Source organism: Streptomyces griseorubiginosus, from assembly GCF_017614965.1.
In the GTDB taxonomy this organism is placed as follows: Bacteria; Actinomycetota; Actinomycetes; order Streptomycetales; family Streptomycetaceae; genus Streptomyces; species Streptomyces griseorubiginosus_B.
On record NZ_WVUG01000051.1, the window covers coordinates 16,206 to 37,703 of the forward strand.

The 21,498-nt window shown below is 69.5% G+C and carries 17 protein-coding genes; 9 read left to right on the forward strand and 8 right to left on the reverse strand.

Going from position 1 to position 21,498, the window contains the following annotated elements; genetic code table 11:
• Window positions 1–33: 33 nt before the first annotated feature.
• The gene (locus tag GRC12_RS12965; protein WP_208779377.1) at window positions 34–594 is read right to left on the reverse strand and encodes a phosphotransferase-like protein; all 561 of its coding nucleotides are present in this window, start codon (window positions 592–594) and stop codon (window positions 34–36) included.
• Window positions 591–1,601, reverse strand: a complete 1,011-nt coding sequence (locus GRC12_RS12970; RefSeq protein WP_208779378.1) for an AAA family ATPase — start codon at window positions 1,599–1,601, stop codon at window positions 591–593. The genes GRC12_RS12965 and GRC12_RS12970 overlap by 4 nt, the downstream gene beginning before the upstream one ends.
• Before the next feature lie 242 nt (window positions 1,602–1,843).
• Between GRC12_RS12970 and GRC12_RS12975 the strand changes: the two genes are divergently transcribed.
• From GRC12_RS12975 to GRC12_RS45535, 8 genes are all read left to right on the forward strand, one after another.
• Window positions 1,844–2,041 (forward strand): hypothetical protein, encoded by a 198-nt coding sequence (locus GRC12_RS12975; protein ID WP_208779379.1) that lies wholly within the window; start codon window positions 1,844–1,846, stop codon window positions 2,039–2,041.
• Between the two features lie 143 nt (window positions 2,042–2,184).
• The gene (locus tag GRC12_RS12980; RefSeq protein WP_244372712.1) at window positions 2,185–2,997 is read left to right on the forward strand and encodes an aminoglycoside phosphotransferase family protein; all 813 of its coding nucleotides are present in this window, start codon (window positions 2,185–2,187) and stop codon (window positions 2,995–2,997) included.
• A gap of 78 nt (window positions 2,998–3,075) precedes the next feature.
• On the forward strand, window positions 3,076–4,326 hold the full coding sequence (locus tag GRC12_RS12985) for a methionine adenosyltransferase (protein ID WP_208779381.1): 1,251 nt from the start codon (window positions 3,076–3,078) through the stop codon (window positions 4,324–4,326).
• Window positions 4,327–4,373: 47 nt separating this feature from the next.
• On the forward strand, window positions 4,374–5,252 hold the full coding sequence (locus GRC12_RS12990) for an aminoglycoside phosphotransferase family protein (RefSeq protein ID WP_244372706.1): 879 nt from the start codon (window positions 4,374–4,376) through the stop codon (window positions 5,250–5,252).
• On the forward strand, window positions 5,249–5,965 hold the full coding sequence (locus tag GRC12_RS12995; protein ID WP_208779383.1) for a histidine phosphatase family protein: 717 nt from the start codon (window positions 5,249–5,251) through the stop codon (window positions 5,963–5,965). The genes GRC12_RS12990 and GRC12_RS12995 overlap by 4 nt, the downstream gene beginning before the upstream one ends.
• The gene (gene serS, locus GRC12_RS13000) at window positions 5,958–7,250 is read left to right on the forward strand and encodes a serine--tRNA ligase (protein ID WP_208779384.1); all 1,293 of its coding nucleotides are present in this window, start codon (window positions 5,958–5,960) and stop codon (window positions 7,248–7,250) included. Before GRC12_RS12995 ends, serS begins: the two co-directional genes overlap by 8 nt.
• Window positions 7,250–8,272: a glycosyltransferase gene (locus GRC12_RS46700; RefSeq protein ID WP_208779385.1), complete on the forward strand. Its 1,023-nt coding sequence runs from the start codon at window positions 7,250–7,252 to the stop codon at window positions 8,270–8,272. The genes serS and GRC12_RS46700 overlap by 1 nt, the downstream gene beginning before the upstream one ends.
• Window positions 8,273–8,658: 386 nt before the next feature.
• Entirely contained in the window at window positions 8,659–9,300 is a 642-nt protein-coding gene (locus tag GRC12_RS45535; RefSeq protein ID WP_244372707.1) for a hypothetical protein, read from the forward strand.
• A gap of 131 nt (window positions 9,301–9,431) precedes the next feature.
• Here the strand turns inward: GRC12_RS45535 and GRC12_RS13015 are convergent, their stop codons facing one another.
• The 5 genes from GRC12_RS13015 to GRC12_RS46705 all read right to left on the reverse strand — a co-directional run bounded on the left by GRC12_RS13015 (window position 9,432) and on the right by GRC12_RS46705 (window position 20,050).
• A complete protein-coding gene (locus GRC12_RS13015; protein WP_208779387.1) occupies window positions 9,432–11,609 on the reverse strand; it encodes a DEAD/DEAH box helicase in 2,178 nt (725 codons plus the stop codon).
• Window positions 11,606–12,937: a BREX system ATP-binding protein BrxD gene (brxD, locus tag GRC12_RS13020; protein ID WP_208779388.1), complete on the reverse strand. Its 1,332-nt coding sequence runs from the start codon at window positions 12,935–12,937 to the stop codon at window positions 11,606–11,608. Before brxD ends, GRC12_RS13015 begins: the two co-directional genes overlap by 4 nt.
• Entirely contained in the window at window positions 12,934–15,681 is a 2,748-nt protein-coding gene (gene pglZ / locus GRC12_RS13025; RefSeq protein WP_208779389.1) for a BREX-2 system phosphatase PglZ, read from the reverse strand. The genes brxD and pglZ overlap by 4 nt, the downstream gene beginning before the upstream one ends.
• The gene (locus tag GRC12_RS13030; protein ID WP_208779390.1) at window positions 15,678–19,577 is read right to left on the reverse strand and encodes a hypothetical protein; all 3,900 of its coding nucleotides are present in this window, start codon (window positions 19,575–19,577) and stop codon (window positions 15,678–15,680) included. Before GRC12_RS13030 ends, pglZ begins: the two co-directional genes overlap by 4 nt.
• A gap of 203 nt (window positions 19,578–19,780) precedes the next feature.
• On the reverse strand, window positions 19,781–20,050 hold the full coding sequence (locus GRC12_RS46705; RefSeq protein WP_308286541.1) for an ATP-binding protein: 270 nt from the start codon (window positions 20,048–20,050) through the stop codon (window positions 19,781–19,783).
• On the opposite strand from GRC12_RS46705, the gene GRC12_RS13035 reads away from it, so the two are divergent.
• Window positions 20,049–20,156, forward strand: coding sequence for a DUF397 domain-containing protein (locus tag GRC12_RS13035; RefSeq protein ID WP_208779391.1), 108 nt, complete (start codon window positions 20,049–20,051; stop codon window positions 20,154–20,156). The genes GRC12_RS46705 and GRC12_RS13035 overlap by 2 nt on opposite strands.
• Before the next feature lie 59 nt (window positions 20,157–20,215).
• On the opposite strand, the gene pglX is transcribed toward GRC12_RS13035, so the two are convergent.
• A partial coding sequence (gene pglX / locus GRC12_RS13040) for a BREX-2 system adenine-specific DNA-methyltransferase PglX (RefSeq protein WP_208779392.1) occupies window positions 20,216–21,498 on the reverse strand: 1,283 nt, incomplete at its 5' end.

Below are 21,498 nucleotides of genomic sequence, written 5' to 3' on the forward strand. Positions count from 1 at the left end.
GCCGCATCCGTCAGGTCGTTGACGTCCTGGCCGTCAGGACCGGGGTGACGTGGTGCGGACGATGTCGTCGATCTCCTGCGCGGCTTCACGGGGCGCCGTCGCGTCCGTGTCCACGCGCACCTCCCATTGAGCCCGCGGATGAGCCGCAAGATCGGCCTGAGTGGCGTCCCACGCGGCCAGTCGGGCTGGTGTGTCGGTGTCGCCCCGCTGCGGTGAGCGTCGGGCGGTTGTCTCCTTGGAGCACCACAGCAGGACGCGCACCCAGCGAGCCGGGTAGAGGGCGGTCAACTGCTCCATCCCCACCATCTGGCCGAGGTGGACGACGGGGGTCCTGCCGCCTTGCATGGCCTGGTCGAGGCCGGGCCGGTCGACGACGTAGATGTTGCCGTACCGGTCGTTGCGGTAGATGACATCGCCGCGTGCCTCTAGGCCGGCCAGCTGCTCCGGCGTGCCCATCCGGTAGCCCTCGGTTTTCCCGCTCCCGACCTTCAGGCGGGTGAAGGGCACGTACCGCGGATCGAGTTCCGTGAGCGCCGCCGTGATCGTGTCCTTGCCTGCAGCTGGCGGCCCGTACAGCAGGATGCCCTGCCTCACTGGAACACCGTCCCGAAGACCTGGCGGACCTGATCCGTGAGCGAGATCGCGGAGCCAAGCCGGTTGTCGACAACCAAGTGCGGCACCACGGGCCGCAGCTCCAGATCGATCCCGGCGGCGTACGAGTCCCAGTTCTGGAGTTTCCAGCTGTCCCGGGCGGCGGACCGGAAGCTGATGTACTCGTGCATCGTGTCGAGGTCGCACTGAATCCAGACAACGGCCACGGTGACGCCACGCGCTTCGCAGCGGTTGATCAGGCGCCGCATCCACCGAGGATCGGTGGCCTCGGCGATGAAGGGCGCGCTGAGTACGGTGCTGATCGCGCAGTCGACGTTCGCGTACGCGGTCTCCAGCAGGCATTGGTACTCCAGCGGGCGGACCTTCTCCCGGTAGAGGTCGGTGTGCCGGTCGTTGGGCTCGCTGCCCATCTCCACGAGGAGGCGCTCGACGAGGGGGCGCGTGATCGGGTCCTTGTCGAGGACGGGCCAGCCGGTGAGCTGGGATATGAAGCGGGCGAACTCCGATTTCCCGCTGCCGGCGTAGCCACCGACCATGAGCAGGGTCGGCTTGTTGGGGTCGCCACCTGTGTGGCGGCGCTTCCACGCGTCGAGGATGCGCTGCTGCATGCCCTGCCCGTCAGAGTCCTCCGTGCCGGGCGCGAGTTGGAGCAACGCGCGCTCCACGGCGAGGACATGGGCTCCGTTGTGGGGCTCGCTCGACGCGGTGAACTTGAGCTTTCTGGCTTCGTCGGGCAGAGCGTTGCGGAAGCCGAGCTCAGGCTCGGTCGCGCGGTACAGCAGGCAGTACGCGCGGCGGTAGTGCGGCCCGGGATAGATCTCGCCCTGCTCGTGCTGCCACAGCGTCTGGAAGTTGGCGGCCGGCACTGCGAGCCCCGCGGCCCGGGCCACCTCGCGCAATTGCTCGCCCGCGCCTTCAAGGGTCAGGCCGTGGGCTTCGCGTTGCTGCCTCAACTTGTCCGGGCGCCAACCCGGGCGACTCTTCCTCATTGCGCCTACCGCCCGCCCATCCCTGCTCATGATCCGGAGCCTAGGCCAGCCTCTCATGAGCGCGTGTGTAAGCGGATGTTGAAAAGTCAGACCTATCGACCATGAACCGCTGATGAGCAGGTCCGGCAACAACTCGTGATACTCCGAGCGCTCCCAGACCGCTGTCATGGTCACACCGACGCGGTCGCCCCAGTACCCGCCTCGGTCTCCAGTAATCGTCCGAGATCGAAGGGGGTTCTGCGGTGGCTGTCGATGTTGCTGTCCTGCTGATCCTCGGCATCGTGATCGCCTCCTTATGCCGGGGAGGTGGGCTCAAGGCGGGTCACGCCGTGGTGTGTGCGGTCTTTGGCCTCTACCACGCCGGGACCCACAACGTCGGCCCGTTCGTGAAGGACGTCACGGCGTCGGTCGCCGGCCTGCTGTCGGGGCTGAGGCTATGAGCGCGTCGACGACTCCGTCCTCGTCCGGATCTTGGAATGACTCCGCGGAAAGGAGGCAACCTGCGCTCAACGGCACCGTGGCGGTACGTGAGGCCGAGCTTCTGTACGGTCCGTTCGGCCGTGCGATCGCCAAGCCGTACGCCATGACACAGCGAGCAGTCGACGGGGGCTCTCTGCTGAAGGTCTACGTGGGGGTTGATCCTGAGGGCCGACGGCACCGTGAGGCGGATACGGTTCGGCGTGCGGCTCACCGGGGTCTTTCGGTGCCAGAGGTCCTGGCCACGGGCATGTGTGACGCTGGATCTTGGTCGGTGTTCCGCATGCTGCCGGGCGTCCCGTGTGGCGTGCGCACGAACCGGGCGATCGAGGAGTACATCGATCACGTCGTTGGCCTGACGGACAAGCTTCACCGATCTTCGCCCGAGCTCACACCTGGCTCGGGATGGAGCGGTGAAGGAAGGAGCCCTGCGCCGCAGCACCAGTTCCTGCTCGACCAGCTCTCCCCGCGCTGCCGAAAGCGGTCGTGGTGGGCAGCGCTGGCCGAGGCCCTCCAACCGCTTGAGTCCCATCCCGTCGTCTACCTCCATGGTGATCTCAAGCCCGAGCACCTCCTGGTCGACGACTACCAGCTGAGCGTCGTCGACTGGGAGGCCAGTGCCCGCGGGCCCGCCGTGGTCGACTACGCGGACGTGGTGTTCCACCTTGTACGTGACCTGTTGTACGGGGGCGTGAAGCCCGGCCGTGTCCCGATCGATCTCATGACCCGGCTGCCGTTCAGCGGTCCTGTGCTGGCCTGGCGCCTACTGCTCTGGCTTGATCGCCGTCGCCCTCAGGACATCGACCTCGTCGCGGTGCGCGACGTCCACCAGCTTGCCGCGGAGGACCACGCCCCGACTGCCTACGCCTCGCTGGCTGGGGCCGTCTCTGCCCTGCGCGCCGCCGGCGTCCCGCGCTGACTCCTCGCCCCTTGCTCGCCCAGGCGCGTTAACGCCTGCGCTCATCCACCTTTCGTGCACACCAAACGGGAGTTCGTCATGCCTCGTACCAGCACGACCATCGGCAACAGTCACCTCGTCATCGACACCGCCATGGCCCGACCGGACGCGACGACCATCGTGGAAAGGAAGGGCCTGGGCCACCCGGACACCCTGGCTGATCACCTCGCCGAGCGGCTTTCCCGTGCCTACAGCCACCACACCGTCGAGCGCTTCGGTGCCGTGCTGCACCACAACTTCGACAAGCTCGCCCTCCTCGGTGGCGCGAGCGAGGTCCGGTACGGCGGCGGCCGGATGACCGCCCCGGTCAGGGTGCTCGTCAATGGCCGTGCCGCGCCCATGTGCGGCGGGGAGCGGATTCCCGTCGAGGAGATCGTGGAGGCCGAAGTGCGGGCTTTCTTCGGCGAGCGGCTGCCCGAGGTCTCGGACCACCTCGACATCGTCTTCAACATCACCAGCAATTCGAGCCCTGGTGCCGTCCTCACGGGCGACGAGGCGCCCGACCGGACGCGTTGGTTCAACCCGCGGTCGATCGAGGACCTGCGGGAGCGGAGGGTGCGGCTGTCCAACGACACGTCGCTGGGAACCGGTTGGGCCCCGGAGAACACCTTCGAGTCGTTCGTCCGCGAGCTGGTGAACCACTTCTCCGGGGACAGCGAGTTCACCCGCACCCACGCCTGGTGCGGCTCGGACGTCAAGCTCATGGGCTACTGGGATGGAGAGCAGGCCGACGTCGTGCTCTGCGTCCCGCAGAAGTCACGGCTCGTCGCCAGCCGGTCCGAGTACGTGCGGAACACGGAGAGCGTGCTCGCCGAGTGCCACAGGCTCGCGGACCTCCGGCTCCCCGGTGCCGGGGCGCGGTTCCGACTCAACGCGCGTGACGTCCCGGAGAAGGACGAGCTGTACCTCACGTACAGCGGCAGCTCGATCGAATCCGGCGACGAAGGCGTCGTCGGCCGCGGCAACCGGGTCAACGGCCTCATCACGCCGCTGCGGCCCATGAACCTGGAGGGCGCCAACGGCAAGAACCCCGTCTACCACGTGGGCAAGCTCTACAACATCGCCGCGCGACGGCTCGCCGAGCGGCTGCACGAGGCGACCGGGGAGCATGCCGAGGTCCACCTGGTGAGCGCTACCGGGCAGCGCCTCGACCAGCCGTGGCGCGTCCTCGTCCGTCTGTCGTCTCCAGACGCAGCGATGGACAAGGTCCAGGCATTGGTAGAGGAAACGCTAAGTGAGTTCCCCGCCCTCACCGACGAGCTGGTCTCCGACGGGATCGTGCTGAGCTGATGTCGAAGCGGACTCTCGGAGAGGTCTCCACGGAGTGCCGGCAGCGCTTGATCACGCACTATGGCCCCGAGATCTCCGGATGGCTCGACATCGTGCCCGATCTGCTGGACCAGGCAGCCGAGCGCTGGAAGCTCACGCTCGGCGCGTACCACGACGCCGGACACGCTTCCGTGATCGCCATGGCCGGCACCCTCGACGGGCGTCCGCTGCTCCTCAAGGCGTGGGCTGACCCCACACGGTTCCGCAACGAGGTGACCGCCCTGCGCATTTGGGCGGGCGGTCCCACGGCGGACGTTGTCGAGGCGGCGGACGACCTCGCCGCAGCGGCACTGGAGATGATCGGCGGCGAGCCGGGCGGCGGCGAATCGCCGTCACGTGAACCGCAGATGGTGGCTGCCGCCCTCCACGGCCTCCACACCATCGGCCGCCGCCGTCCCCGACCGCGTCACTTCCCCCGTCTGGCCACATACCTGGAGCAGGAGATACGCCCGCGGGTGCGGCGCAGGCTGGAAACGGTCGACTTCGGCCCATGGCACGAGCTCGTCAACGCGGCCCTTCCCGAGCTCATGGCCTTGGAAGAGGACGACGGCCGTGCAACCGTCCTGCACGCGGACCTCTACCGCGAGAACGTGCTCTTCGACTGGCTGGGACACCCGCGGTTCATCGACCCCCTTCCGATGGTGGGTGACGCAGCCTTCGACTGGGCCTTCTGGATCATGTACTACGACCTCGGGCACGGCACCGACACTCGCCTGGCCACAGCCTCCCGGATCGCCCGTATCCCCGTCCCGGTGCTCGCGCCGTGGTGCCGAGCACTGGCAGTGGACGGTCTCCTCTACTACCTCGAAACCGCTGATCCACGCGCGCCGCGGATGGCCGACGTCCTCGCATGGCTGTCGGCGCCGACCTCCGGGAACCGATCATGACGACTTACGTCCTCCGCCACGGACCGACCGCCTACAGCCGGCGCTACCTGGTCAACGGCGATCCGGCCAAACCCATCCACCTGAACGAAGACGGCCGGCGGGCGCTGACCAGGGGGTGGAACAGCTTGCCCCTCCACAGCGTGAGTACGTGGTTGGCCAGCGAATTTCCCCGCGCTCAGCAGACCGCAAAGTTACTGATGGGGGTTCCCGGACCAGACCTGATCACCGACCCGCGGCTGAACGAACTCGACTACGGGAAATTCGAAGGAGGTCCGTTCCTCGAATACGCCGCCTGGCTCGATGAGCACGGCGCTGACGAGCCACCGCCCGGCAGCACCGAGTCGCAGAGCGAGGGAATCCGCCGGATGCTCACGGGGGTCCTCGCAGCTCTGGACCATCCCGGCCCTCGTGTCCTGGTGGCCCACGGCCTGCTGGTCTCCGTACTCCTGTGGCACCGCGCACGGACTCCGGACGAGGTCATGCCCCTGTTCTTCCCCGAGGCCCCCTACGTCGAGCCCATCGCCATCCGTGACGACGAGTTGCCGGAATTCATCGGGACACTGATGCACGATCTTGAAACTGGCGCCGAGCGTCGTGCCGCGGACAACGGAGGCGGGAGGATATTCCGGAACGGGAACGGTTCGGCGGTTGCTACCGTCGATCCCGCATCCCCATCCCACTCGCAGGATCAGAAGGATCTTCCTCATGCATGATGCCCGCGCCCTGATCGACATGGGTGCCGAAGCGGTTCGTCGGCTCGCTCGTCGCGGTTACACCCTGGACCTGTCCGAGCTGGAATCCTTCCACTCTCGGCGAAACCAGAACATCCGCTCGGCCGACGAGCTGCGGGCAGAGTCCAAGCGAGTGGCGAGCGAGGTTCAGCAGACTGCCAAGCAGGGCGGCGACATCACCAAGCTCAAGGAGCGCGCTCGCGAGCTGAAGGACCAGATCCGTGAGATCGAAGCCGGCCAGGAGGAGATCGAAGCCCAGCTTCGCGACCTGCTCCTGAGCATTCCGAACCTGCCGGACGACTCGGCCCCTGACGGCGACTCCGAGGAGTTCGCCGTCGAGATCCGGCGCGTCGGCACGCCGCCCGCGTTCCCGTTCGCGCCGAAGGACCACGTCGACCTCGGCGAGGCCACCGGCATCCTCGACTTCGGCAGGGCGACGAAGCTGTCCGGACCGCGCTTCGCCGTCTCGCGCGGTGCCGGTGCCGCCCTGGAGCGCGCACTGGCGACGCTCTTCCTCGACCTCCACACCCGTCGGCACGGCTACGTCGAGTACACGGTCCCCTACCTGGTCAGCCGCAAGACCATGACCGGTACCGGCCAGCTCCCGAAGTTCGAGGAGGACCTGTTCAAGACCGGCGTCGCCGACCGCGAGCTGTTCCTCATCCCAACGGCCGAGGTCCCGCTGACCAACCTCTACGCCGACGAGATCATCCCTCCTGCAGAGCTGCCGCTGGCGCTCACCGCGCACACCCCCTGCTTCCGGTCCGAGGCGGGCTCGTACGGCCGCGACACCCGCGGCCTGATCCGCCAGCACCAGTTCGCGAAGGTAGAGATCGTCCGGCTCGTCGACCCGGCGGACGCCGACGCCGAGCTGGAGAAGATGATCGGCCACGCCGAGGCGTGCCTGAAGGAACTCGGCCTCGCCTACCGCGTCATCAAGCTGGCCGCCGGCGACACAGGCTTCTCGGCCCAGCTCACCTACGACCTCGAGGTCTGGATCCCGAGCCAGAACACGTACCGCGAGATCTCCTCGGTCTCCAACTTCGGCACTTTCCAGGCCCGTCGGGCGAACATCCGGACCCGCGGCGAGGACGGCAAGCCCAAGCTCGTCGCCACTCTCAACGGCTCCGGTCTGCCTGTCGGCCGCACCCTTGCCGCTCTCCTTGAGCAGTGCCAGCAGCAGGACGGTTCCATCCTCCTGCCCGAATCCCTCGTCCCGTACCTCGGCTTCCGCCGGATCTCGGCGGACGGAACACCGGAGGCATAGTGCTCGTCGGCGTCTGCGACTTCCCCGGTAGCTACGCTTTTCCACCCGCCGGATACGGCGGAATCGAACGATGGCTGTGGGCGGTCGCCACAGGCGCCCGGGCCGCAGGCGCCGACGTACACCTCCTCGGGCCGGGCTGGCTCACGGACCTGGAACACGACTGGGTCCGCAAGCCGGTCCGCCTGGAAGACATCAAGCCCGGAACCCTCGCCGAGCGCGAGATGCGCGACAGCGGCTACGACCTCCTGGTCGTCGGCCACGAGTACCCGTCGCTTCCGGCTTGGACTCGCACATGGAGCGAGCTGGACTGCGACGTCGCCACGTTCCAGCACTCACCGGTCTTCCAACACACCGCCACCGCCTTCGACGGCCAGCGGTCGCGGCTCTACTGCTACTCGCCCGAGATGACCGAGCGCTACGCCGACCACCGGCCGATAGCCGAACTCGCTGTCCACCTGGGCCTCCACGAGGAGGAACCTCCGGCCACCGGCGGTACCGACCTCGTCTGGCTCGGCCGGATCGACGAGGACAAGGCCCCGCACATCGCGGTGCGGGCGGCACAGATCCTCGGCCGCCGGATCCGGATCGTCGGCCCGGTCTTTGACAAGGAATATGTGCAACTCCACGAAGACCTCCTCACCGCCGAACACGTGGAGTGGGTCGGCGAACTCGGTGGCACCGCCAAGACAGCCGCGATCGCCGAGGCGTCGGTCTTCGTCTACACCTACGCCCGCGCATACGTGGAGGCCGGTGCCGCCATCTTCGGCGAATCCCTGCGCGCCGGCACCCCAATCGCGGCTTTGACCTGGCGGGAAGGGACATGCGCCCAGGCCGCCCTGTGCAACGAGACCGGCTCGGTCGCCGTCGTCGACCCACTGGAGGACGACGAGACAGCGGCACGAAGGCTCGCCGACGCGATCCAGCAGGCAGAAGACCTCGACCACCGCCGGGTCCAGGCCATCGGGATGCAGCGCTTCGACCCGGAACGCCACTTCCAGACGATGGCGACGCGACCGTGCTGACCCACGCGAATCGCGTGCAGGGGGACGACCTGGCCCAGCAGATACCCGTCGTACTGCGTGCTGCGTTAGGCCCCCACTGGGAGTTCACGACCGACGGCCACCACATCCAGATCCGCCACCCGAACCGCGGTACCCCCTACAGGCCACCGCGCAGACCGCCCTCATGGAGGGAACTGCTCGACTCCCTGGAGACTGGCTTCGCCGGAGTTGGGGCCCCACGCGATGCCTGCCTTCCACTCCGCTGGGGGCGGGAGACCGAACTAACCATCTCCGCTGTACAGGCACTCGACCCACTCCTCAAGGACGGCCAACTCCGAACCCACCGAAGCGGGTTCCTTCCCCAGCCAGTCGTCCGCTTCACGGGCCAGCGCGACGCCACCGGCCACTTGAAGGACGGCTTCCTGACCTCCTTCGTCAATGTGTCCAGGGTCCAGCCCATACGCGGCCTGGACGAGTACGGCGCGATTCTCGATGGCTGGCTGACGGCCCTTTCCCAACTCGGCTTCCACGCACGGCACCTGAGTATCAACGGCGACCTGATCTCGTGGCGCCGGCGTCAGGTGGAGGGGATCACGCTGCGCTTCCGCCATCTGGACCGCACCCTTGGCGACATCGTCCTCCTGTGGAACACCGAACACCCAGGCCGGATGGCCGTAGACCTCGGCAGCGGCCTGGAACGCCTGGCATGGGCTCGCACCCAGGAGCGCTGGCAGCAACTGATCTACGGCAGCTTCGCCGGGACTGCGCCGCCGACCACGCTGGATGCCATCCGCACGGCCACGCTCCTCCTCGGACACGGGATCACCCCAGCCGCCCGAGGAGCGGGCGGAATCACCCGGCGTGTCGTAGACACCATCGACCGAGACGCCGCACGCCTTGGCGTCGGGGCCCTGGTTCGGGACATGTACGGCTACTGGTCGCTCTTCGGCGTCCTGCGCGCGCCGTGGCCAGAGATCGCCCGTGCCATCGAGGACTTGTCAGCCGCACGCTGGACTTCACTCCCAGCCGTGCACGGTGGGGCTCGGTGAAGTCGCCGTTGGCACTCACTCTCGGTCGACCTGCTCGACGAGCCTCTTCGGCAGTGCTTGTCGAGAGGAGGGTCGAACTCCGCGATGTCGGGCTTGTTTTGGGCATACAAGTCGAGCGATGACAGCCGCCGTCATCCTTCGGCCTGGAGCATCGCAAACCTGACTGGCTCTTCAAGGGTCAGACGAGCACCCGCCTCGTCCACAGTGCGCGCGGCCAGCGTTGCCTCCGCCAGACTGGGGGGCAGCGCCTCGGCGAACTTCAGGCCGCGTACAGCGTGCCAGTCGACTTCGGGCAGAGTGAGGCCTTCGTGTGCCTGGTCCACGGTGTTCATCCACTCTTTGGGCGTGAGGTCGTCCCGTAGCCGGATCCAGTGGGCGTGGGCGCGCCGGTGGGGTGACACAGCAGACTGCAGGGTGGCGGCGAGTGTGGCGTTGGCCCGGTGGCCAGCCCAGGTCCACCAGCGGACGTCCCTGTCCGAGCGGCGGGTGATGACGGTACCTCCTGGATGCACTGTGTCCAGGAGCACTTCGCGGGCCTGAGTGAGGCGTGCCGTGGCCCGCCCAGTGAGGCGCACGGGCGGGTCCTCTCCGAGGAGGACGTCGCGCGCGGCCTGAGTGAGCTCGAAGGAGAGGATCCGCTCGGCGCCGAAGCCGGCCCACCGGGCCCGCCCACCCTCGTCGACGGGGGTGACGAAGCAGCGGCGGCGGCTGAAGTCGATGTGGGTGACCTGCCAGCTGCGTCCGGCCAGCAGGAGCCTGCGCGGCCCCTGGACCTCCTCGGTGAGTAGGTCGGGATCCGTTCGGCCGATCTCGGTGCGGCCGTTGAGGACGGTGAACTCGGGCGGCGCGGTGAACACGGCCGTCAGGTTCATGAAATGCCGGTGGCCGTAGCGGTGTTCGGCCTCCGGGCCGATGAACAGAAGGCCCGAGTCCTGGTTGAGGTAGCCCTGCTCGACCAGGTGCCGGACGACGGGCGCCGCTCCAGGGCCGAAGGGGCCGATGCCGCCCCACCACTGCTGCCACAGGTTCTCGCCGACCTGGTGTTCCTGAAGGCACAGGGCCAATAGTTGCTGGGCGACGAGATGGCGGGGCTCGGGGGGCGGAGTGACATGTTCCACCCAGTTGCGCGACCACTGCAGCAGCAGGGCGGCTGCGGAGAGGAGGCCGTCGTCGTCCAGGGCGAGGAAGAGGCAGTTGCGGCTGGCGCCGGAGCGGCGTCCGGTTCGGCCCAGCCGCTGGAGGAAGGCGGCGACGGTCCGGGGTGCGTCGAGCTGGATGACCCGGTCCAGGTCGCCCACGTCGATGCCGAGTTCCAGCGTGCTGGTCGAGACGATCACACAGTCCCGTGCCTCGGCGAACGCCGATTCGGCCCGTCTGCGTTCGTCCACGGAGAGCGAGGCGTGGGAGAGGAAGGTCGTGACACCGCGTAGGCGCAGCTGCTCACCCAGCTCCTCGACAGTGCGTCGGCTCTCGCAGAAGACCAGGCGCTTCTCGCCGCGGTGGAGAGCGGCGATGACGATCGCGGCGTTGGCGACGGAGCCGACGTAGTCGAGTTCGATGTCTCCGGCCGGGTGCGTGACCCCTGTCGGGGGTGGCACCTGCTTGGCTTCGGGGGCGATGACGCGGCCGGGACGGCGGCCGTGTCCAGAGCCCTGGAGCCATCCCAGCAGCTCAGCGGGGTTTCCGATGGTCGCGGAGAGACCGACGCGTTGGAGGGGACGACCCGCGACACGCCCCAGGCGTTCAAGTACGGCCAACAGGTGCCAGCCCCGGTCGTCACCAGCGAAGGCGTGGACCTCGTCGATGACGACCGAGCGCAGGCCGCTGAAGAAGGAGTGATGGTCGACGTGCGTGCTGACCAGCATGGACTCCAGGGATTCCGGCGTGGTCAGCAGGATGTCGGGGCGCTGGACGAGTAGATGGCGGCGGCGCGAGGTGGTGACGTCGCCGTGCCAAAGGCCTACTCTGCGGCCCAGCCAGCCCGCGTACGTCTCCAGGCGCGGGTGCAGGTTGTTGAGGAGGGCTTTAAGCGGGCACACGTACAGCACGCTGGTGCCCTTCCAGCCTCGCCCGTTCATCCGGCTCAGCAGGGGGAAGACGGCTGCTTCGGTTTTGCCGCCCGCGGTGGGGGCCAGCAGCACGGCGTCCTCGCCGTCGAGGAGCGGGGCGACCGCCTCTGTCTGGAGAGGGCGCAGGATGTGCCAGCCGAGGGTGTTGACGATGTGGTGTCCGAGGACGGGATCTAGAAGGTCGAAGGCGTCTGGCGGCGCGGGCCACTCGTCTGCGGTGTCGGACGTCCGGTGCGTCACGGCAGGTCCAGGGCGATCTCCGCGGCGCTGGTAGCCGCGTTGCGCTCGATGTCGCTGAGTTCGGCTGTGTGCAGGGTGAGGGAGTAGTGCCTGCGCGGATCGAAGTCCTTGAACTCGTCGATGCGGTCCAGGATGTCCGCAACCAGCTTGCGCAGGTACAGACGCGGCACGATGCCGACCTTGCCGCCGAGTGCTCCGGTGACGGCGCGGGCCAACTCGTTGAGGTAGGCGTCATCCGCGTGCGTGGCGAGTCGTTCGGGGTGGCGGGCGTCGGCCGCGTAGATGTCGCGCACCTTGCGACCCAGTTCGCTGAGCGAGGCAAGGCCGAAGCCGGGCAGGCGCAGCTGTACGGCCCGCGGGGAGTCGAAGCGCGGCTCGGTGTTGAAGTCGGTGGCGAGGCGCTGAGCAAGGGGTGCGAGGCGCTGGACGCCTTGCTGGCCGTCGTAGAAGGCGGGGGTACCGGTGATGACGAGGAAGAGGCCGGGGAAGCGCCCGGTGTCGATCTCGTCGAGGAGCTGACGCAGAGCGTTCAGGGACTTCTCACGCACGTCGCCGCGAACTCGCTGCAGGGTCTCCACTTCGTCGAGGACGAGCAGGAGGCCGGGGTGCCCGCAGTCCCGGAGCACGGTGAGCAAGCCCTGGAGGAAGCCGAGAGCGGCGAAGTGGTCGAGGTCGCCGCGGATTCCGGCGGCTCGTTTCGCGGCGGCGGCCACCGACTTCTGCCCGCCGAGCCAGGCGATCAGGGCCTCGGCGAGTGCTCCGTCGCCTGCTGCCACGGCCCTGCGGTAGCCGCGCAGCGCGGCGGAGAAGGCGGGGGTGGTGCGGGCGACGGTGGCCAGTCGTTGTTCGAGCAGCACGTCGACGGCGGCCGCCAGTGCCTCCTCGTCGTCGTCCGCCAGGTCCCCGCTGACCAGCGCCTCTTCCTCCAGGGTGTAGAACCAGGAGTCGACGACGGCGCGTAGGGCGGACGGCTGGTGCGTGGCGGTGGTGAGCCGTTCGGTGAGCCTGCGGTAGACGGTCTCCAGCCGGTGCAGCGGGGTCTCGGTCTCGGAGATCTGCACCTCGCTGACAGCGAGCCCGCGCCGTTTCGCCCGTTCGGCGAGCCAGCGGGCGAAGAACGTCTTGCCGGAGCCGTACTCCCCGCGCAGGGCATGGAAGGCGGCCCCACCGCGCGCCACGGTGGTCAGGTCGTCGTCCAGGGCGTCCTCGAAGCGCTCCAGGCCGACGGCGAATAGGCCGAGCCCGGCTTGCGGGACCGTGCCGCGGCGCAGCGCGTCGACAACGTCGCGGCGGCGCGCGGCGCTGATGTCGAGGGCCGGGCGGGTCATGCGGTGCCTTCAGCGGAGGGGAATTGCTGGGTGAGGAGGGCGCGGTCGAGTTGCACGGTGCGGCCTGACTCGACCAGTTGGAGCACGGGGTAGCCGTCGATGTTGAGCAGCCGCTCCAGCATCGTGGCGAAGCGCGCGGGGTTGCGCTGCGACTTGCCAGTGGCGGCCTGAGCGGCCGCGGCGACCGCTCCGGGCGACAGTTTTCCGCCCGCCGCATCCAAGGCGTCGAGAGCCGCCTCTACGGCCTTGTCGGTGGGCGCGAGGCGGACGAACTCGCGCTGTGTCCGGTACGGGGCGCTGCGCACAGTCCGCTGCCCGAGGGTGAGTGGGCCGGACGACGCGGTGGGGCGCTGCTGCGGGGCGACGGGCCCCTGGTCAGCCTGTTCCAGCGTCTGACCGGGTGCGGCGTCGGCTTCGGTCGTGTCGGACGCCTTCCACCAGGTGGGTTCGGCCGACTCGGGCGGCAGCAGTGCCCAACCCGAGGGCACGCCCCCTTCGGACGGCACCAGAGTGATCACGGGAACGGTGACCTCGGCGAGCGCGGCGCCGCCGTGATAGCCGGCCTGGCGTGCGGTGTACCGCAGGTCGTCACGCCAGGCGGCGATGATCCGCTTTCCGTCGGTCTGCACGCGTGGACCGGTCAAGACGACCTCGCCGTCGCACGGGTCGTCACCGGTGCGCCAGCGGGCGCCACGCACCCCGGTGACTTCGGCGGGCAGGTGGCCGCGTTCGGTGCGGTCGATGACGTGCCCGTGGTCGGAGACGAGCACGACCGGACGTCCGTAATCGCGGGCGGCGTTGAGCAGGTCAGGCAGTTTCCCGATGTCGGCCAGGCCCCAGCGGCCGCTGGTTCCCTCCCGGCCGTCGGCCAGGGCGTCGTCGATGGTGTTGACGACGACGGCGACGACATCGTCGGAGGCGAGGGTCTGGACGAGTTCGGGGGCGAGCCGGTGACCGGGCGGGCCCTCGTATCCACCCTTGTGGAAGAGATGCGCCCCGCGGTGGCGCTTGCGCCAGAAGGCGGTGAAACCGGTTCGCTCGGCGGCCTGGCCGCCCTCGGAGGGCCGCCCGCACAGCAGCGACGCGCGGCTGACGCGGGTGACCGACGGCAGCATGGACACCGCAGCCTGCCGGCGTGGCCGGGCGCCCTTCTCGGCGACGGGCACGATCTCGGTCCACGCCCTGCCGTCCAGTTCCCCGGCGATCCGGACGGCGACATCCGCGCTCATCCCGTCGAGGACGAGGATCAGGGGACGGCCGCCGCCCTGGGCAAGCGGCGCCGCCGCCTTGGCGAGGACGTCCTCGATGAGCAGCGCACCCCCGTTGGACTGTTGGCGGGCGGACTCGGACCAGGAGGCGAGCAGGTCCGCGAAGCGTGCGTCGAGTGCGGCGCGCCGCTCCCGTGCCGCTCCTATCAGCTGCCGGTAGGCCTCGCCGACGGCCGCGTCGCGCCAGACGTCTCCTTCCGCGAGGACACCGATGGCGAGGTCCGCCCAGCCTGACGAGGACAGGTGTTCCTGGACTGCCTGGCCGACGGTCGCGAAGGGTGCGGGCTCGACGGCGAGCCAGCGCATCAGGCGTACGGCGGTGCGGGCAGTCTCGGTGGACTCGGCGTGCAGCGCGGCGAGTTGGTGTGCGCCCAGGTCGCGCAGCGCGGACTCGGCGACCGCGACTGCGCCGTCGCCGCGGCTGCCGAGGCAGGCCGCCAGGGTCCGCAGCCGCCCCCGATAGCCGGACGGGAGCAGCTGGTCACCGCGGACCAGATCGGTGAGGCGGGCGTCTGCGGCGAGTCGGTCGGCGCGTTCGAGAACTGCCAGCACCCGGGAGCGGACCGGCCCGGACGGTGGGGCGGTGCCTTCCGCCTGCGCGATCCAGCGGGTGAGGACGCCGGTGGCGGCGTCCGCGAAGGGGCGCAGCGTGTCGAAGGAGGCGAGGGCCGGGCCGAACAGGGTGCCCAGGGCGAAGCCCGCGGCCTCCGCCGTCTGCGAGCCGAGGGCGGCCGAGGCGAGCACGCCGAGCGGCAGCGCATCACTGCCCCGTCCCTCGGCGGCGAGGGCGAGCAGTGTGGGGGCGGCGGGCCCCACAGCGCGGGTCAGCCACTTCGCCAGGCCGTCCCGTTCGTCCTTCGGGAGGGCCTCGTAGAGGGAGGGCCCGGCCGGGGTGCGGGTCCAGGCGAACAGGGTGTCGGCGTCCAGGTCCAGGGTGTCGGACGCGGGGTCGCCGAGCCCGAGGCGGGCACCGAGCAGGGCCCGTACGGCCCGGTCACGGGTGAGGACGGCACCGACCCGGGGCCAGCCGTCGAGCGGTTCCGCCTGCAGCAGCGCGTCGAGCAGCCAGTGCTCGCCCAGCATCCGCGGATCCAGGTCGGTCGCGCCGAAGAGCTGCACGACGATCTCGGCGCGGTCGACGGGCAGCGGATGCTTGGACACGGCATGCGCGCGCAGGTCCAGGCCGAGCTGGTCGGGGGCGACGGTGCCGGTGACGACGAGGACGCGGTCGTCCTCCACCGCGCCACCCGCGAGATGGCGGTGCCAGGCGTCGGCCACGCCGAGCGGCGAGTGCTGGTCGCTGACGACGACGCGACGGCGCTCGCCGCCGACCGTGACGGTGAACTCGCTGTCCTTTTCCGCGGGGTCCCAGACGGCGTCGACCAGGACGAGCCGACGGCCGGGTGCCTTCTTCAGCTCGGTCTGCAGGAGTACTTCGATGGCGCGCCGGCCGGCGACGGGCCGGGTGACCGTCACCGGCGCTCACCGTCCGGCTCGGCACGCCAGGAGATCTCCACCGGGGTGTCCGGGTGCAGCGCGCGGAAGGCCTCGATCTCCTCGCGTACGGCGGTGAGGTCGGCGTCGAGCGCGGCGGGGCCGGCGGCGATGACTCGTCGGGCGGCCCGCCGCGGGCCGGAACCGCCGGTGCCGGGCTCGGGGTCCCAGGACAGCGGGTCCTGCTCGCCCTTGGGCGCCCGCGCGGGATCCGAGGGGACTGGCGGGGTCCCGTGCTCGGACAGGGTGATCTGCCCCGCGTCCGTCACAGGGTCGGGTCCGGCGGGATCGTCGGCGACGGCAGGCCTCTCCAGCTGCAGGGCCGCATCCAGCAGTGCGTGCCCGTGGTCGCGGATCTCGCGGAGTACGGGGATCAGGGACCGTTCGCGTTCGGGGGCGCGCGCCGCCTCGCCGATCCGCTCCATGAGCCGCTGAGCGCGGTCGCCGATGCTGTCGTCCCGGCCGGTGAGCCCGTGCACGCTGCTCAGCAGCCGCCAGTTGGTGTCGTCCAGGGCCGTGAACACGTCGGAGGCGCTGGACATGGCGTGGGAGAGGTCCCGGGCGGGGGTCTCGTACGAGACGGAGGCCAGCTCGCACACCAGGCCGGTGGCGTCTTCTGCGTGGCGCACGAGGCGGGCCAGCAGGGCTGCGGCCTCACGCAGGACCACGGTGCGCGGAGCGCTGCCGTCCCCGTCGAGCCCGAGGAGCGCGGCGTGCCGCTTGAGCACGGTGCGTACCTTGCCGACGTTCTCCTCGTATGTGGCCGCCTTGGCCAGGACGTCAGCGGCGAGCCGGTTGACGTTGCGCGCGTACAGGCCGGGCTTGGCGGTGACGCCGAACAGCCGTCCGGCGCGGTCCCGGGCGGTGGCGTACTCCTCCTCGGTGGGCAGCTGCTGGGAGCGCAGCTTCCAACCGAGGCCGATCTCGGAGAGCGGGGGAGGCGTGGTCTCGGTGCCGGAGTACAGCACCCAGGAGCGGTCGTCGAGCAGGGCGTAGGCGGCGATGAGCAGGCTGGAGACGTGCTTGTCGAGGCCGCGCAGGCCCAGATCGTCCCTGATCCAGTTGCGGATGTCCTCGACCAGCAGCTCGCCGTGCTCCCCATGGGCGGCGGCGGCCCGGTTGATCTGGCTGCGCAGCTGGTCACCGCGTACGACGAGCGGACCGTCGTGGACGGTGCCCAGCTCCAGGGGCTCCACGATGCGCTTGACGGTGCGCAGCTCCTTCGGGTCGACCTCGGTCCGGCCGCCCTCGTCCATGGCCGCGGTGAGCCATTTCAGCGCCGTGGTGAGATCGCCCATGGACACGGCCCTGGGCGTCGTCCCCGGCCCCGGACCGAAGTCGGGGTGCTTGTCGTAGAGGGCGGAGAACATCCCGTCCGCGAGTTGCGCCACCGCCTGGTCGAAGGGCTTGCTGCCCTCGGGCTGCGGGCGCGGGAACTCGGGTTGCAGGGACAGCACATGCCGCCCGTCGGGCACCTCGGCGCCCAGCGTGCCCTCCTTGGCCTCGGCGAGCCCGTACACCTCGCGCAGCGATTCGACCAGGGTGCGGGTGAGGTTTTCCCGGCCGTGCTCCAGCTGGCGGCGGGCCTTGGCACGGTCGTCCGGCGGGAAGTTACGGGTGAAGTCGGACAGCCGGTCGCGCTCCAACAGGAAGTTGATCCGCATCAGGCGGCCCAGCTGCGCCTTGCGCTGTTCGGAGAAGTGGTCGCACAGCCAGACCAGGACGGGGGCACCGCGATTCGACTTCTTCAGGTCGGCGACGCGCCGGTAGGCGTTGTCGGGGGAGCGGCTCTGTTCCTCGTCGAAGGGGCAGTCGAGGATGATCCGCATGTTGCCCTTGGTGGCCGGTTCGAAGGCCTCGTCCGCGACGCTGCGCGGGTCACAGACCGTGCCGAACACGAACTCCACGGTGCGCTCGGAGCCACGCCACACGAGTTTCTTCTCGTCGACCAGCTGGCCTTGCCGACCGGTGAGGCCCAGCAGCTCCCACAGCTGCTCGCGCAGCCAGGTGCGGCGCACGCCGCCCTTGTCCTCGCCGACGACGGCGTCGAGGATCGGCTCGACGTCCAGGTCGGACAGGTGCAGCGAGAAGACGGGGTCGTCGGTGCCCTCGGAGCGCAGCTCGGTGGGGAACTCGCCCTGCAGGGCCCGCATCCGTTCGATGACCTTGTCCCGCACGGGCACGGCTCGCGAGCGCACCGAACCGTGGTTGAGCGCGGCAAGCCGGCCGGCGGTGAGGCGGCGCAGCGCGGGCACGTCCGGTGCGATCGCGCCGAGCAGCAGCGTCTTGACGAAGCGCTCGTCGGCGAGGAACTCGGGGTGATCGGCCCGCCCGTACTTGTTCAGCAGGAAGTGCCGGGCCTTCGCGTGGAAGCGGCGGGCGGTCTCCGACTCCTGCTGGAGCTTGGCGGTGAAGGCGGTGGTGTTGTTGTCGACCAGGACGTCCCACAGGTCACCGAGCGGGATCAGTCGGCCGATCTCGGCGTCGGCGTTCTTCTCCAGTAGCTGCTGGACCAGTTTGAGACCGGTGCGCTCGCGCTGGAGCGCGCCGGACAGGGCCACGAGCACATTCAGCAGGGCGGGGGAGAGCGGGTAGACCGACCGGAAGTCCTCCCAGTCGGCACCGGTAGCACCCTCGTCGTCGAGGAGTACGTCCTTGACGAGCTGGCCCGCCTTGTCGACCCCGGCGAACGCGGCGTCCAGCGCCCGCTCCTGGCCGGGAAGCGGCTTGAGCACCCGCTCCTTGATGATCTCCGGGAGGTTGCGGTCCTCCAGGTCGATGACGGTGACGCGCTCCTTCAGGTACTCCAGGGCCGACTGCAGGTTCTCCACGTCCGAGCCGAGGATGTCGGAGCCCACGAGCTGGGACAGGTCGCGCTGACGGGAGATAAACGAGACGATCGGCACGGGCCGGTCCGGGTTGCTGGACTCGATCAGCTTGACGAGCTTCTGGATCTCGTCGTTGATGAAGGTCCGGTCGGACATCCTGGCCTGCAGCCACAGCACCAGCTCGTCCAGGAACAGCACCACACCGTCGTAGTCGAGCGACCGGGCGTGTTTGCTGATCTCGCTGAGCCCGTCGTCAAGGGACACATAGGCGGCGGCGTCACCGCTGACCGTGTCCGCGTACGACTTCATGGGCCCGCTGAACAGGGCGGTCAGCAGCTGGTTGCGCTGCGGATCACCGGCCGGCGCCTTGAAAGCGGCGTCGAGGCCCGCGCCGGTCCAGCCGAGGGCCGGGGCGGCGCCGATGGGCTTCAGCTCGCCGTCCTCGTCGTCGTCCGCGTCGACCTCTTCTTCCTCGGCCTGCGGGGCCACGGGCGCCGGCAGCAGCCGGATGAACGCCTCGTCGCCGATGTTCGCGCGCAGCGCGCGTGCGTCGGCTAGCAGCGAGTCGGCCCGGTACACCAGAGGTGTATGGGCCTCGGGCCGCTCCTTGCGTACGGCCTTCACATAGCCGCCGAGCAGGGCGGACTCCAGGCTCGCGGCCCCCACCAGGTGGTAGGGCACCATGAGGAACTTCTTGCCGGGCAGCCAGTCCGCGTGCTCGGCGATCACCTCACGCAGCCGGGTCTTGTTCTCGACAGCCGGGTCACCGTTGAGGACGGCGTGCAGCACGGTCAGGAAGTGGCTCTTACCGGCACCGAAGGAGCCATGAAGGTACGCGGCGTGTGAGGCGTTCTTCCGCAGGGCGCTGCCGACCAGCTTCAGTGCCTTGCGGAACTCCCCCTGGAGCTGCGCCGTGACGACGTAGTCGTCGATCGACCCGGCCGCCTCGCCGGTGAACCCCTCGGACAGGGCGACCTTGAAGTCACCGGAGTGAAGGTCCTCCTTGATGTCGAGGACATCCCTCAGCACGGTCCCGCTGCCCTTGGCCATCAGCCGCTTCCGCTCCCCACCGCATCCTCGCGCCCGGCTGCCGCGGCCGGGCTCCTACACCACGTCTGTCTATCTTGCCAGGGGTGGGGAGGCTGGTGGGACGGCCGGGAAGATCGGCGGGGTTCGGCGTCAGGTCGAGGTGCCTGGGCCTTCGGTGGGAAGCACCGCCCATACAACCTTGCCCGGTGCATCTGTGCGGGACGTCACACCTCAGGTCTCGACGGGGGCTCGACGATCAGCAGACCGCGGCCCGTCTCGGCGTCGGCGCGAGCGGCGGCTGCTTTCGCGGTGGCGTGGCGCTCGCCTCGGGTGAGGCTGACCTCGATCCGCAGTCGCCCGTCGGCTCGGGTGAGGCGCAGTAGAGCGTCGCGGCCGGGTACGGCGCCGTGGGTGGCGGCGTTCGTGGCGAGCTCGGCTACGACGAGGCTTGCGCTCTTGGGTAACGGTGGCGACTGCGTCGAGGTCGCGCGGATGGAATCGCTCGTCCACGGACGGGACTCGAAGCGGACCTCGGGACCCGCTTTCTCGGTCACTCCCACGGAGTGGACGGCGTTCCTACGGATGGCGGGGCGCGGCTGACCGGAGCGATACGCGTATCAGGGGGCAGGAACTGCATAACCCCGCCCCCTCCAGCGTGTTTACCCGCGCCGGGCACCGCCCCGCTTCTTCTCGGGGCGCCAGGCGGCGAGGTCGTCCCGAGAGAGGCCGCGGCCGAACAGGCCCATGGTGAGGGCGCTGTTGAAGTCCTCGGCCGGGTTGCCCTCCCACTCGTCGTCGTACTCGTCGTGCCACTGCTTCACCCAGGGCATGACCTCCGCGAGCCCGGCGAGGAGTGGGATGAAGCGGGGGTCCTCCTTGGGCCAACCGTCGACATTCAGTCGGTCGTTGAGGAGGTTGACGAGGGCCTCGGCCTGGTAGCGGTGGTTCCAGCCGGCCCAACCAATGAGGAGGGAGGGGTCGTTGTCCGGGGAGGAACCCGGGTAGGAGATGAACCGCTCCTTGGGGACGTCGAGCTTGCCGCGGTTCGACCAGTAGCTGTGCTGGAGGAAGTCGGCTGAGGTGTACTTGGGCGGGGGCTTGATGTCACGCCGCTCGCCGTCATTGTCCTCCTCACGCTGCTTGTCCCAGACCTGTTCCCACTGGGCGCGCTTGCGCAGGCCGGACTCCTTGTAGCGGAGGGCGGCGAGGTGGGGGACGTGCTCGTCTTTGATGACGTCATTCAGAACCGTGGACAGCGGGGCGTCGGGCTTCTCGAGGACATCGGTGGCGTAGAGCCTGGCGACGTCCTGAACATCCTCGTCGTGGCGGAGGGCGTCCGCGAGCTGGAAGATGGTGAGCGCCCGAGGGGAGTCGATCCCGTCGCGTTCCTCGAACCACAGTTCCTCGCGCTCGGTGGCGTCGAGCAGCCAGGACCGCAGGGCGGCGGCCTCGCGCTTCTTCCAAGACTCGGTCAACCACCGGCGCTTGAACTCGGGCCGCTCGATCAGGCGGATGTCCTTGTTGTCGGCGATGAGGTCGAGGCGCGCCTGAACGATACGGCGGTAAGACTCGGGCCAGTCGGGGGAGGGGGGAATCTCGGTGGTGCGGTCATCGGTTGAGTCGTGCCGGTCGAACCACGCGGTATCGGCGCCGCTGCGAGCGAGCGCAATCTCGAACGCCCGCTGGCCGAGCTTGAGTTCTTCGGGTACGTCGGTGTCGGCGAGGTCGGCCGGATCGCCGGGGAGGGTGGTCCGGGCGACCTCAGCGGGAGTGAGTAGCCCGTACAGCCCGTACACGGTCCAGTCCAGCTCCTCCTGGAGGAGGATCATGCGGGCGCGGACGCGCCTTTGTTCGGCCTCGGCGGCGTCGAGAGCCTCGCGGGTGGGGGGTGTGGTGGTGGAGGCGGTGAGAGCGGTGGGTTCGTGGGCGGCCAGCTCTTGGG

What these genes read in the sequence shown, in the direction of transcription:
- GRC12_RS12970 (WP_208779378.1), bottom strand. Translation starts at nt 1,601, where the DNA reads ATGAGGAAGAGTCGCCCGGGTTGGCGCCCGGACAAGTTGAGGCAGCAA.
- GRC12_RS12995 (WP_208779383.1), top strand. Translation starts at nt 5,249, where the DNA reads ATGACGACTTACGTCCTCCGCCACGGACCGACCGCCTACAGCCGGCGC.
- GRC12_RS13035 (WP_208779391.1), top strand. Translation starts at nt 20,049, where the DNA reads ATGGAATCGCTCGTCCACGGACGGGACTCGAAGCGGACCTCGGGACCC.
- serS (WP_208779384.1), top strand. Translation starts at nt 5,958, where the DNA reads ATGCATGATGCCCGCGCCCTGATCGACATGGGTGCCGAAGCGGTTCGT.
- brxD (WP_208779388.1), bottom strand. Translation starts at nt 12,937, where the DNA reads ATGACCCGCCCGGCCCTCGACATCAGCGCCGCGCGCCGCCGCGACGTT.
- GRC12_RS12980 (WP_244372712.1), top strand. Translation starts at nt 2,185, where the DNA reads ATGACACAGCGAGCAGTCGACGGGGGCTCTCTGCTGAAGGTCTACGTG.
- GRC12_RS13030 (WP_208779390.1), bottom strand. Translation starts at nt 19,577, where the DNA reads ATGGCCAAGGGCAGCGGGACCGTGCTGAGGGATGTCCTCGACATCAAG.
- GRC12_RS12985 (WP_208779381.1), top strand. Translation starts at nt 3,076, where the DNA reads ATGCCTCGTACCAGCACGACCATCGGCAACAGTCACCTCGTCATCGAC.